The sequence below is a fragment of the Pseudomonas sp. Fl4BN1 genome (assembly GCF_009908285.1).
Taxonomy (GTDB): domain Bacteria; phylum Pseudomonadota; class Gammaproteobacteria; order Pseudomonadales; family Pseudomonadaceae; genus Aquipseudomonas.
In genome coordinates, this window is the sequence record NZ_JAAARM010000024.1 from 52,222 (window position 1) to 64,287 (window position 12,066).

At 60.6% G+C, this 12,066-nt stretch carries 10 protein-coding genes; 4 read left to right on the forward strand and 6 right to left on the reverse strand.

Annotated elements, in window-relative coordinates; genetic code table 11:
• Positions 1 to 4: 4 nt before the first annotated feature.
• The 5 genes from GV818_RS34800 to GV818_RS23520 form a co-directional block, all read right to left on the reverse strand.
• Complete coding sequence (locus GV818_RS34800; protein WP_161777669.1) at positions 5 to 1,021, reverse strand: fimbrial protein; 1,017 nt, start codon at positions 1,019 to 1,021, stop codon at positions 5 to 7.
• Between the two features lie 4 nt (positions 1,022 to 1,025).
• Positions 1,026 to 3,536, reverse strand: a complete 2,511-nt coding sequence (locus GV818_RS23505; protein WP_161777670.1) for a fimbria/pilus outer membrane usher protein — start codon at positions 3,534 to 3,536, stop codon at positions 1,026 to 1,028.
• An 83-nt stretch (positions 3,537 to 3,619) separates the two neighbouring features.
• Positions 3,620 to 4,345 carry a fimbrial biogenesis chaperone gene (locus tag GV818_RS23510; protein ID WP_161758863.1) on the reverse strand — a complete coding sequence of 242 codons (726 nt, stop codon included), beginning with the start codon at positions 4,343 to 4,345 and terminating at the stop codon, positions 3,620 to 3,622.
• A 48-nt stretch (positions 4,346 to 4,393) separates the two neighbouring features.
• Complete coding sequence (locus tag GV818_RS23515) at positions 4,394 to 4,981, reverse strand: fimbrial protein (protein ID WP_368668942.1); 588 nt, start codon at positions 4,979 to 4,981, stop codon at positions 4,394 to 4,396.
• Between the two features lie 291 nt (positions 4,982 to 5,272).
• Complete coding sequence (locus GV818_RS23520; RefSeq protein WP_161758864.1) at positions 5,273 to 6,178, reverse strand: helix-turn-helix domain-containing protein; 906 nt, start codon at positions 6,176 to 6,178, stop codon at positions 5,273 to 5,275.
• Between the two features lie 163 nt (positions 6,179 to 6,341).
• On the opposite strand from GV818_RS23520, the gene GV818_RS23525 reads away from it, so the two are divergent.
• Genes GV818_RS23525 through GV818_RS23535 form a run of 3 tightly spaced genes read left to right on the forward strand, consistent with a single transcriptional unit; the run spans position 6,342 to position 10,134 of the window.
• Positions 6,342 to 7,700 carry a glutamine synthetase family protein gene (locus tag GV818_RS23525; protein ID WP_161758865.1) on the forward strand — a complete coding sequence of 453 codons (1,359 nt, stop codon included), beginning with the start codon at positions 6,342 to 6,344 and terminating at the stop codon, positions 7,698 to 7,700.
• Between the two features lie 47 nt (positions 7,701 to 7,747).
• A complete protein-coding gene (locus tag GV818_RS23530) occupies positions 7,748 to 8,836 on the forward strand; it encodes a polyamine ABC transporter substrate-binding protein (protein WP_161758866.1) in 1,089 nt (362 codons plus the stop codon).
• Positions 8,833 to 10,134, forward strand: a complete 1,302-nt coding sequence (locus GV818_RS23535) for an NAD(P)/FAD-dependent oxidoreductase (RefSeq protein ID WP_161758867.1) — start codon at positions 8,833 to 8,835, stop codon at positions 10,132 to 10,134. Before GV818_RS23530 ends, GV818_RS23535 begins: the two co-directional genes overlap by 4 nt.
• A 37-nt stretch (positions 10,135 to 10,171) precedes the next feature.
• Here GV818_RS23535 and GV818_RS23540 read toward each other — a convergent pair whose 3' ends face one another.
• The gene (locus GV818_RS23540; RefSeq protein ID WP_161758868.1) at positions 10,172 to 11,059 is read right to left on the reverse strand and encodes an alpha/beta fold hydrolase; all 888 of its coding nucleotides are present in this window, start codon (positions 11,057 to 11,059) and stop codon (positions 10,172 to 10,174) included.
• A gap of 104 nt (positions 11,060 to 11,163) precedes the next feature.
• Between GV818_RS23540 and GV818_RS23545 the strand changes: the two genes are divergently transcribed.
• Entirely contained in the window at positions 11,164 to 12,063 is a 900-nt protein-coding gene (locus tag GV818_RS23545; protein ID WP_161758869.1) for a LysR family transcriptional regulator, read from the forward strand.
• Positions 12,064 to 12,066 lie beyond the last annotated feature (3 nt).

Genomic DNA, 12,066 nt, shown 5'->3' on the forward strand with positions numbered 1-12,066 from the left:
AGGCTTAGTTGTACTCGAGGATATAGTTGAGCGTTGCATCGGCTTTGCCCGCAGTAATCGAGTAGCCCGGAATCTTGACGTAGCGGGCCTTGATCGGCAGGTTGTACAACTCGCCACTTGCATCACTGCGCATCCACTTCATGGCCATGGCGTTGGCCTTGGAAATAGGCAGTGTTATCCCTTGTTCATTGAGCACGGAGATTTCCACGCCACCCGCCCCACCATTGGACAGTTTCAAACGACCCGCAGTGCGGAAGTTGCCCTCGAAGTAGGCCTTGACCGGCAACTTGGTTCCGGCAGGCAAGCCGGTACAAAGCACATCGAGGTCGAATGACTTGGTAGGTGTAGCCTCGACCTTCATATCCCCCGCCCAGACCTTGCCCATGGGCACGTTGATATTTTTTTTCACCCCTGCGCAGCCGGCGAAGTAACCGCCGGTTTCCACACGGGTGATGCCATTGATATTGATATTCGCGGCGTACCACTGGTCCACCATGAGCCTGATCTTGACATTCAGCTTGAGGTCGCCGGAACCCACGCCTTGGGCTGTCCGAACGAACTCGTATTTAAGGTTCCTTATAACAGAAGCCACCACGGTTATATTGTTTCCATAACTAAATGAGGTAGGTATCGAGACACCAGCGCCCTCAGACACCCTGAACCTGATGCCTATACCCGCCACTCCGGTCTTGTAGACATCTCTATAACCACTCTCGAGCTCTGCGCCACTATCAGGGGCGATTTCATAAGCTACTTTAACGGTAGTCACGAGAGGCATAGGACATTGAAAAGTGTCGTCTGACACTTGGTAATCGGCCGAAGTCGCCATTACTTTGCCCACTGCCACCATCTGCAACTTCATGGTGCTCGGTGTGTTCACATTAAATTCCTTTCGCTCGCTCCCGCCGTTTATCTCGCCATTCCAAATGCGCCAATAGCAGTTATTGGGGTTATCTGCCCTCGCTGTATCGAAAGCCATGCTCAAAAATACGGTCGCCAATAATAAAATAATGATTCGCACTGGGTTACCTCTCTGTATCTTGATCAGCGCAGACCACCGCTACCCGGTCATACACCGTGGATTTATCCGCTTGCGGTAGTTGGTAGGGGAAGGTGCAACTGCCATCGCCCCAGGTCACCCGTAACCGCCCCTGCTCCTTGATCCCGAACGCCAGGGCGCGGGCCATGTTGTCCACCACGGCCAGTTGCTTGCCCTGCTCATCGAGCAGCTGGGCGCCAAAGGGAATCCGCGCACCGGCGGCGTGGCTCAGCTCGAACTGCACCCGGCGTCCGGACTCGGCCTCGAAGCGCGCCTTGACGATGGCGCCACGGCGCGGCACCAGCATTTTTGAGCTTTCGCTGAGCTCCACATCGCTGCCCAGGGTCTGGGTATCCAGGTTCACCCAGTTGTAGCGGTAGGGCTGTGCATAGCTGCTGACGATGTAGCCGGAACCGTCGCTGCGGGCATTGGAGCCTTGCAGGCCGACGTTCTTCACCCCCGGCACTTCGATCAGGGCGAAGGTCTCCCCTACCGGTTGACCAAAGGTCACGCCGCCGGCGTGAGCCACCACCGACCCGGAGGCCGTGAGGTCCATGTGGCGGCTGTCGCCACTGCGCGAATAATTGCCCGCCAGCCGCGCCGAGGGCGCGTCCCAACCCAGCCCGACACCGGCGGAACTGTCGATCTGATCCACCCCGGCCTGGGCCGAATAGGACAGGGTCGCGGCATCGTCGATGTAACCGTTGATGCCCGACTGCAGGCTGCGCTGGCCATTGCCCGAAGAGGTCATGTTGCTGTAGAGACGATGGGAGCGCCCCGGGCTGCCAAAGGGAACGCTGAAAGACAGCGACACCTGGTTGTCCGAGCCTTGGGAGCTGCCGGAGTTCTGGGTGCGCGACAGCGACAGGCTGTAGCTGACGTTCTTCAGGTTGCCGCTGTAGCCCATCTGCAGGCGCCGGGTACTCCCGGCGCGGTTCCAGTAGCTGGTTTCACCGGCGCTGACGAACAGCGAGCCGCGGCCGCGCAACGACTGGTTGACGTTGAGGTCGATGCGGCTTTTTTGCCGGCCGAAGTTGTAGCCCTCGCTGCGCCCGGAGACGTACTCCTGCTCATCCACATGCTGGCTCAAGGTGCGGTAGCCATCGGTGGAGTAGCGGTAACCGACCATGGTGAAGGTGGTGTCGGTCCGGTTCAGGGTCTTGGAGTAGAGAAAGCGCACACTCTGCCCCTGTTTCTTCTCGCCGTGATCAGGCTGCGAACGGCTGTTGGTCAGGTCCACCGACATGCCGCCCACGGGGGTGTTGAGGCCCAGGCCGAGGTTGAACGCGTCATAGCCCTCGGAGCGCAGAAAGCCGCCGTAGGTGGTCAGGTTGTCGCTGGCGCCATAGACCCCAGTGGCCTGGACCAGGCTCGGCGAGGCGCTGTCCTGGTTGTCGTACTGCCCGGCCGCCATGCTGTACTGCAGGTTGCCGCGCCGGGTCATGACCGGTAGGTAGGAGTAAGACTGTGAATAGCTGCGTTCGCGGCCATCGGCCTCGATGATCTTGATTTCCAGGTCGCCATTGGAGCCACCCGGGTAGATGTCACGGATTTCGAAGGCCCCCGGAGACACGGCGGTGGAGTAGATCACATAGCCGTTCTGCCGCACTTCCACCGTCGCATTGGTTTCAGCGATGCCACGCACCACTGGTGCATAGCCGACTTCGTTGTCCGGCAACATGCCGATATCCGAGCCCAGCAATACGCCGCGAATTCGCGTGCTGTCGAAAATTTCGCCGTTGGTGTACAGCTCGCCGAAAGACACCCGGCTACTGAGGCTGGAAACATCGCGCTCCACATAGCTGCGGTTGCTGGAGAACTTGCGCTGCATGCCCGTGCCCTGGGTCAGCGACGACTCGTTGCGCAGGCGCCACGGGCCGATGTTGAAACCATTGCGCAGGCCCAGGTAGGCGTAGTCGCTGGTGAAGCCTTTGTTGCTGTTGCGGTTGAAGTTGGCCTGATAGTCACTGAAACCCGCGGTGATGCCTTCGTCCCACAACGAGGGGTCGACGTAACCACGAGAGTTACGCAGGATGTAAGCATGGGGAATGCTCACCGACAAGGTCAGGCTGGCCACGTCGAGTTCTGCCGAAGCATTTTCGATGCGGTCGATATCGTAGATGTCCGCTTCATCGCTGCCGGCCAGCAACAGGCCTTCCTGCTCCAGCCGCTGGATATTCACGCCCAACTCGCGCAACAGCGCGATGGAGAGCAAGGGGCGCACCTCACCGCTTTCGGTGTCGGCGGCGAAGGTCACTTCCTGGCGACGACTCAGGGTCTGGTTCAAGTACAGATCGACACTGTAGGTGCCGGGCACGACGCCGTTATTCTTTTCAAAAAAATGCAGATCTGTTGCGGCCCCTTTGTCTTTGAGAAAGTACGGGTTGAACTGCGCAGCCAGAACACTAGGCGAACTTAGCAAGCCCATCGCCGCCAGCCAGGAAAAACCTGCTTGCGAACTGAACTTCAAACTCCATTTTTTTCTTAAATTCGACATGAGTTTATCCGGCTTCCCATATGAGAGGCTGCGTTTCATTCAAACAATGGAACCCATCAAGAATATAAAACGCTCAACCAGGTTTATTGACCGAGTTTGGTTTCGTGCTTGATCAGGGCGCCATAATCATTGATCGATTCCCAGTGAAGCTGGGCTTGGCCTTTGGGCATTGCACCGAGGCTTCTGACTTTCATGTAGACGGTGCTTTTCGGGGCAATCATTTGCTCTTGCACGTTGTAGCTTTGTTGCCCGCTACTCAATGTCAAAGTTCCCAGGGAGATGTTCAAGGCTGAAGGGTTTTGCACTTCCAGTTGAACCGCGCCATCACGGGTTACCAGGCGCCAGTGCAATTGGCTGGCGGATTCTTCCAGGGTTACGGTCACCGCCGCCGGGCGATAGAACACTTTGATTCGCTGGCGGATTGCCACCTGCAGGGAGTTCTCCTCCTTGGCCTGCTGGGGGATTTCCTGGACGTTGAGCCAGAACACCGATTCACGGTCCTCGGCCAGGCCCTTGCCGTGGTAGAAGATGCGCAGCATCTGTTGCTTGTTGCCGCCCATCCGCGCCAGCGCCGGAGTAATGGCGAAGGGTACATCGGCGTCCTGATCCCGAGCATCCGCCTCGATCCACGACTGGATCATGATGTCCGCCGAGCCTAGGTTTCTCACCAGGATCGAGGCTTCACGATCGGCCGCCGGGTAGACAATACGGGTGCCGCCCAACTGGATTCCCGCCGAACAGACACCGGAAAACACCCACAGCGCCAGGATCAGCGCCGGGCGATAACGCACTGTAAAAAAACTTTTCATAAGTCACTCGCTGAGAGCGGGAGCATTGCGCCCCCGCTGGACGGAGATTTACTTGTAGGTCAGGGTAAACGGCAGGGTGCCGTCGGCGGGGCCTGCTTCCAAGGCTTCACCGTTGGCGACATAGGCCGCGCGCAGATTGAGGATGGCGCTGTACTTGTCGTCTGCGCCCTTGACCAGATTGCCATCGAAGCTCTGGTTCGCGGACAAGTTCAGCAAGTTGCTGTCGACGTCGTAGAGACCGATGCCCACACCCTTGGCGCTGCCCACCGTCTTCAACAGACTGTTGTTGGCCAAGTCGACACCGGAACCGGACATCGGGTCGAAGTTGACGCTGACGGTGTTCAGGCCTGTACCGGTGTTGCCGCAATCCAGGTTCAGGTTGATCGCGGTGCCACCCACGATACCGGCGGAACTGCCACTACCCAGGGAGTCCATACTGACCTTGCCGAGTTTGACTTCGATCTCCTGCTTACCTGCGCTTCCACCAACAGTGGTACCGCCACCGGCGGAGATCACACAAGAGGCAGAAGTAATTTCACCGGTGAAACTAATGGTGCCATCAGCAGCCATCGCACTAGTGGCGAATGCGCAGATTACTGATGTAGCCAACAGTTGCTTGATCATTTTGATAGACACGATTTACTCCTTGGATATTAGGTTAATTCAAACTAATAAGTGACACCATCACTGGTGCCAAACAAGGATAAAATCTTGCAGATTCCCAGACCACAAGAGTCATCTTCCGGGTATCCGAGAATCTTCTTGGAGGTGCTCAACGGCAGACTTTTCAGTCTTCCTTCAGAGCGCAAGGCGATAATCGATCAAGTCTAAATAAGCCTAGACTCTAAGGATAGTTAATGCTCGTAAAGTTCATGCCGCCGCAAAGCGAATGAACTTCATTAGTTAAACTTGAAAAGACTTGTTACATCACCCCGGCCGACGTTTCAACGTCTCACTGGGCAACTCCCTGAACAGCGCCCGATAGCTGCTGGAAAACCGTCCCAGGTGCCAGAACGACCAGTGCATCGCCACCTCGGCCACGGTGGTCTCGCTGGGCCCGCGGCTGAGCAGTTCGCGGTGCGCACTGTTGAGCCGGCGCAGGCGCAGCCACTGGCTGGGGGCCATGCCGGTAAAGGCCTTGAACGCGCTTTGCAACTGACGCAGGGAAACCCCGGCCACCTGGGACAATTCCAGCAGGTTGAGGGTTTCCTCGGGCACATCGGCAGCCCATTGCGCCACCCGCTGCATGATCACCCGCTCCTCGCTGCGCCGTTGCAGGCCGCCAGGGTCCAGGCGCACACAGGCGTTGTCGAGGATGTACAGGCAATCGTCCAGCAACTGCTGGGTCAGGGCTTCGCGGCTCGGTGGATCGAAGGTCTGGGACAAGCGGGTCAAGGTGCCGCTGAGCCAGCGGCAGAACAAGGCGTTCTGCTGGCTGTTGAGCGGCGCCATGAACAAGCCGTCCAGGCGCTCCACTCCCAGGCCATGACGCTGGACGAATTCGGGGCCGAATACCACCGCCACTTCCTGGTAGTTCTCCGGGGTGATCCAGATGTTGCGACTTTCGCCGTTGAGCACGTACAGGGCGTTGTCGCTGCGGTCGAAACAGAACGCCAGGGCGCCTGCGGGAGCGCTGAAATTCTGCTCGACCCGGGTGTTCATGCACTCCTCGTAGATCTCGACGCCCTGCAGGTCGAGGTAGCGCACCAGACCATTGAAATGCCCGGGGGACATTTGCTGGTAATGCTGCACCCAGCCCGGGGTGGCACGGATCTGATCGGCCACATCGAAGGTGTTGAATGCTTGGACCTGAAGCGGATTGGAGGCTGTCATCGGGGGACCTTGCGCACTCTTTTGGTGCGCTTTGGTGCTGCTTAAAGTGGATAGATGGAACATCAAGGCTCGCCCAAGATAGTCGTCAATGCGCCGCAGGGGAAGCCTTGCCGGGATACTCCCGCTCACCTCGGAGCAGATAAAACCAATAATCGAGGTCTTTATGAACGCCCCTTTCGATCAGCTTTCCTCTTGGCTGAAAGATCACAAGATTACCGAAGTAGAGTGCGTGGTCAGCGACTTGACCGGCATTGCCCGCGGCAAGATCGCACCCACCAACAAGTTCCTGCATGAGCGAGGCATGCGCCTGCCGGAAAGTGTCTTGCTGCAAACGGTAACCGGGGATTTTGTCGACGACGACCTGTACTACGAGCTGCTGGACCCGGCGGATATCGACATGATCTGCCGCCCGGATTCCGCCGCCATGTACCTGGTGCCCTGGGCCATCGAGCCGACAGCAATCGTCATCCACGACACCTTCGACAAGCACGGCAACCCCATCGAGCTGTCGCCGCGCAACGTGCTGAAGAAAGTCCTGCAGCTGTACACCGACAAGGGCTGGCAGCCGATCGTCGCACCGGAAATGGAGTTCTACCTGACCCAGCGCTGCGAAGACCCGGACCTGCCGCTCAAGGCGCCACTGGGCCGTTCCGGTCGTGCGGAAAGTGGCCGCCAGTCGTTCTCCATCGATGCCGCCAACGAGTTCGATCCGCTGTTCGAAGATGTCTACGACTGGTGCGAAGCCCAAGGCCTGGACCTCGACACGCTGATCCACGAAGACGGCCCGGCGCAGATGGAAATCAACTTCCGTCACGGCGACGCCCTGGACCTGGCAGACCAGATCACCGTGTTCAAGCGCACCCTGCGCGAGGCGGCACTCAAGCACAACGTCACCGCCACCTTCATGGCCAAGCCCGTGGCCGACGAGCCGGGCAGCGCCATGCACCTGCACCAGAGCGTGGTGGACATCGCCACCGGCAAGCCGATCTTCGTCGACGCCAACGGTGAGAAAAGCAAGCTGTTCCTGCACCACATCGGCGGCCTGCAGAAGTACATCCCCAAGGTGCTGCCGATGTTCGCCCCCAACGTCAACTCGTTCCGCCGCTTCCTGCCGGACACCTCGGCCCCGGTGAACGTCGAGTGGGGTGAGGAAAACCGCACCGTTGGCCTACGGGTGCCGACTTCCAGCCCGGACGCGATGCGCGTTGAAAACCGCCTGCCCGGGGCCGACGCCAATCCTTACCTGGCCATCGCCGCCAGCCTGCTGTGCGGCTACCTGGGCATGGTCGAGGGCATCGAACCCAGTGCCGCCGTGGAAGGTCGCGCCTATGAGCGCCGCAACCTGCGCTTGCCGATCACCATCGAAGACGCCCTGGCACACATGGAAGATTGCCCGACCATCGAGCAGTACCTGGGGCGCAAGTTCGTCCGTGGCTACGTGGCGGTCAAGCGTGCCGAACACGAGAACTTCAAGCGCGTGATCAGTTCCTGGGAGCGTGAATTCCTGCTGCTCAGCGTCTAAAACCCGCGATTGTGCAATCACCAAAAATAACTCGAAGAGGTGTCGATATGCGTCTTTTGAAAGCAGTGATCCCGGCAGCATTGGCGATCCTGGCCAGCACTGCTGCCCAGGCCCAGCCCAGCGTCAGCGTGTACAACTGGACCGACTATATCGGTCAGACCACCCTCGCCGACTTCCAGGCGCAAACCGGGATCAAGGTGATCTACGACGTCTTCGACTCCAACGAAACCCTGGAGGGTAAGTTGCTGGCCGGGCGTACCGGCTACGACGTGGTGGTGCCCTCCAACCACTTTCTTACCCGCCAGGTGAAGGCCGGGGCCTTCCTCAAGCTCGACCGCTCGCAGTTGCCCAACTGGCAGAACCTCGATCCCAAGCTGCTGGCCCTGCTGGAAAAGAACGACCCTGGCAACCAGCACTCGGTGCCCTACCTGTGGGGAACCAACGGCATTGGCTACAACGTCGACAAGGTCAAGCAGGTGCTGGGCATCGACCACATCGATTCCTGGGCGGTGCTGTTCGAGCCCGAGAACCTGAAGAAGCTCCAGCAGTGCGGCGTGTCGATGATGGATTCGGCAGATGAAGTGTTCCCGGCGATGCTCAACTACCTGGGCATGGACCCACGCAGCGAAAGCCCCGAGGACTACAAGAAAGCCGAGGCCAAGCTGCTGACCCTGCGCCCCTACATCACCTACTTCCACTCTTCCAAGTACGTCTCGGACTTGGCCAACGGTGATATCTGCATCGCTTTTGGCTACTCCGGCGACGTGTTCCAGGCGGCCAACCGCGCCAAGGAAGCCAAGAACGGGGTCAACATCGCCTACGCGATTCCCAAGGAAGGCAGCAACCTGTGGTTCGACCTGCTGGCGATTCCCTCCGACGCCAGCAACCTCAAGCAGGCCCATGCCTTCATCAACTACCTGCTGGACCCGCAAGTGATCGCCAAGGTCAGCGCCTACGTCGGCTACGCCAACCCCAACCCGGCGGCCAAGCAGTACATGGATGCCGAGCTGGTCAACAACCCCGAGGTCTACCCACCTCAGGAAGTGCTGGACAAGCTGTACATCTCTACCACCCCGACGCCGGCCATCATGCGTCTGATGACCCGCTCCTGGAGCAAAGTGAAGTCCAACAAATGAATCAACCCATAGTCTCGGGCCATGCCCGCTCCTACTACGCCGCCTCGGTCGGTGCGCTGCCCGACTATCCGTCCCTGAGTGGCGACCTGGACGCCGATGTCTGTGTGATCGGCGGTGGTTTTACCGGGGTCAACACCGCCATCGAGCTGGCCCAGCGCGGCCTCTCGGTGATCCTCCTGGAAGGCCGGCGCATTGGCTGGGGCGCCAGCGGCCGCAATGGCGGGCAGCTGATTCGTGGCATTGGCCATGACGTCAGCGGCTTTGCCCGCTACGTGGGCAGCGAGGGGGTGAATTACCTTGAACGCGCCGGGATCGAATCGGTGGAGGTGGTCGGCCAGCGCATCGTCGAGCACGGCATCGACTGCGACCTGCGCTGGGGCTTTTGCGAACTGGCCAATACCCCGGCTCAGTTCAAGGCGTTTCAGGCCGAACAGCACAGCCTGGCAGACCTGGGCTACCGCCACGCCACACGCCTGGTAACGGCCAAGCAGATGCACCAGGTGGTGGCCTCGTCGCTGTATGCCGGCGGCATGGTGGATATGGGATCGGGGCACCTGCACCCCCTCAAGCTGGTACTGGGCGAGGCACAAATCGCCGCGTCCCTGGGGGTGCGGATCTTCGAACACAGTCCGGTGCTGGAGTTGCTCCATGGCGACAGCGTGAAGGTGCGCTGCGCCAGCGGCACTGTACGCGCCGGCCGCCTGGTGCTGGCCTGCAATGCCCATCTGGATGAACTGGAGCCGCGCCTGAGTGGCAAGGTACTGCCTGCGGGCAGCTACATCATCGCCACCCAGCCGTTGCCCGAAGCGCTCGCTGTGCAGTTGATCCCCGGCAACCTGGCGCTGTGCGACCAGAAGGTCGGCCTCGACTACTACCGGCTGACGGCGGATCGGCGCTTGCTGTTCGGTGGCGCCTGTCACTATTCAGGGCGTGACCCAGCGGACATCGGCGCCTATATGCGGCCGAAGATGCTCAAGGTGTTCCCGCATTTGAGCGAGGCGGCCATCGACTTCCAGTGGGGTGGCAAGATCGGCATCACCGCCAATCGCTTCCCCCAGGTCGGGCGCCTGCGTCAGTACCCCAATGTGTACTACGCCCAGGGCTATTCCGGTCACGGGCTGAATGTCACCCATTGGACCGCACGCCTGCTGGCCGAGGCGATCCATGCCGGGCACAGCCAGGGCATGGATATCTTCAGCGCCGTACCGCACATGACCTTTCCCGGTGGCCCCGCCTTGCGCGTCCCATTGCTGGCCCTGGGCATGCTCTGGCACCGCCTGCGCGAAACCTTGGGATAGGCCCCGGAGTCGCCCGGAGATTCCGGGGGCCGTGGGGTCAGTGCTGGATAAAGCGCAAAATGGCCTCGGCCACCACGGGGGCCGCTTCACGCTGAGGGAAATGCCCGATGCCATCGAGTATTTCTCGCTGATAACGTCCGGAAAAATAAGCTTCACGGCCTGTGGAGCTGTCCGGGTGATTGCACCTGTCCACCGCGCCATGCAGCACCAAGGTGGGCAGCGCCAGCAACGGCGCCGGATCGAGTTGCGCTTCGGCCGCCTCATAAGCCGGATCCCCCAAGGCCATCCCCCAGCGGTGCTGATAGGAGTGCAGCACGACTTCGGCCCAGTCCTCGCCCTCGAACGCCTGCGCCGCCTGGCGAAATGCCGCCTCGGTGTACCAGCCCGCCGGAGACCAGGTATCCCACATCATTCGCGCAAATGCCTGACGCTCTTCCCGCACGGTTCGCTGCCCCCTGGGCGTAGCCATGAACCAGTGGTACCAGTAGTTGCGTACCTGCTCCAGGGCCAACGGTTGTTGCGGACTGTTGGTGCCGTAACCGACCGACAACATCACCAGGGCCGAAGCCACATCCGCACGCAAGCCGCAGGCATTGGCCACCGCCCGGGCCCCCCAGTCGTGGCCGACCAGCAGCGGCTGTTGCAGGCCAAGGGCATCGATGAACTGCAACAAGTCCACCCCCAGCGCCGCCAACTGACCGCTGCGCAAGGTGTTGCGCTGGCGAAAGCGGGTCGGCGCAAAGCCGCGCAGCACCGGCGCCAGCACCCGATAACCGGCCGCCGCCAAAAGCGTTGCCACGCCTTCCCAGGTGTGCGCGCTGTCAGGCCAGCCGTGCACCAGTACCGCCGTCTTCGATCCTTCGGGGTTCCATTGCAGGTAGGCCACCTCAAGATCAACGGTGGTGACGAATGAATAGGACTGCATGCTCGGCTCCAGCTCATAAGGAGCCCCATCCTAGGCCGGCGTTACTGATTGATTGCTGATGAATCAGATCGTACTGTTGATATTCGCTGATGAATCGAGCCGCCATGAACACCCCACTCCCTGCCCTTCCCCCGTCCCTGGACCTGCAGTTGCTGCGCACCTTCCTCGCCGTGGTCGACGCCCACAGCTTCGCCCTGGCTGCCGACTGGCTGGCGTTGACCCCTTCGGCGGTGAGCGGGCACATCAAGCGCCTGGAAGACAACGTCGGGGTCAAGCTCCTGGCCCGTACCACCCGCCGCCTGGAGCTGACCGCTCAAGGCGAGACGCTTTACGCCTATGGGCGAAATATCCTCAACCTTGAGCGAGAAGTTCGCGCCAAACTCTCCGGCAGCCCCCTGCAAGGCCGCTTGCGGGTCGGCGCCTCGGAGGACTTCGCCAGCACCTGGCTGCCCTATGTGTTGCAATCTTTCAGCCGTTCTCATCCCCAGGCCAGCGTCGAGCTCAAGGTCGGTGTCACCAGCCAATTGCTGCAGTTCAAGGACCTGGGCCACCTGGATCTGGTGTTCGGCAAGCAATGTCGGCGAGTCGAACAGGAAGGTGAGCTGCTGTGGGAAGAGCCGCTGGTCTGGGCCTACAGCAGTCAGTTGCCATTGGACCCGCTGGCCCCCCTGCCCCTGGCGGTGTTCCCGGAGCCCTGTGTGTACCGGGAGTCAGCGGTTGACGCCTTGTCCCAGGCGCAGCGGGCCTGGCGCCTGGCGTTCGAGAGCAGCAGCATGGCCGGTTGCATTGCGGCGGCCCTGGCAGGCTTCGCCGTCACTCCGATCGCCCGCAGCCAACTGCGTGAGGGGCTCTGCGAACTGGGTCCGGAGCAGGCGTTGCCGAAATTGGCCGTGGCGCGTTTCTATGCCTTTGCCGAAGGGGGCAGCCCGGCGGTAAGCGCCCTGGTCGAGTCCGTGCGGGAATGGGGCAAGCGCAAGCGCTTCATTGGCGATAGCCGGCTGTAAGCC

Coding starts and splice junctions, on each gene's coding strand:
- GV818_RS23505 (WP_161777670.1), bottom strand. CDS start 3,536: ATGTCGAATTTAAGAAAAAAATGGAGTTTGAAGTTCAGTTCGCAAGCA.
- GV818_RS23530 (WP_161758866.1), top strand. CDS start 7,748: ATGCGTCTTTTGAAAGCAGTGATCCCGGCAGCATTGGCGATCCTGGCC.
- GV818_RS23535 (WP_161758867.1), top strand. CDS start 8,833: ATGAATCAACCCATAGTCTCGGGCCATGCCCGCTCCTACTACGCCGCC.
- GV818_RS23545 (WP_161758869.1), top strand. CDS start 11,164: ATGAACACCCCACTCCCTGCCCTTCCCCCGTCCCTGGACCTGCAGTTG.
- GV818_RS23520 (WP_161758864.1), bottom strand. CDS start 6,178: ATGACAGCCTCCAATCCGCTTCAGGTCCAAGCATTCAACACCTTCGAT.
- GV818_RS23510 (WP_161758863.1), bottom strand. CDS start 4,345: ATGAAAAGTTTTTTTACAGTGCGTTATCGCCCGGCGCTGATCCTGGCG.
- GV818_RS23525 (WP_161758865.1), top strand. CDS start 6,342: ATGAACGCCCCTTTCGATCAGCTTTCCTCTTGGCTGAAAGATCACAAG.
- GV818_RS23540 (WP_161758868.1), bottom strand. CDS start 11,059: ATGCAGTCCTATTCATTCGTCACCACCGTTGATCTTGAGGTGGCCTAC.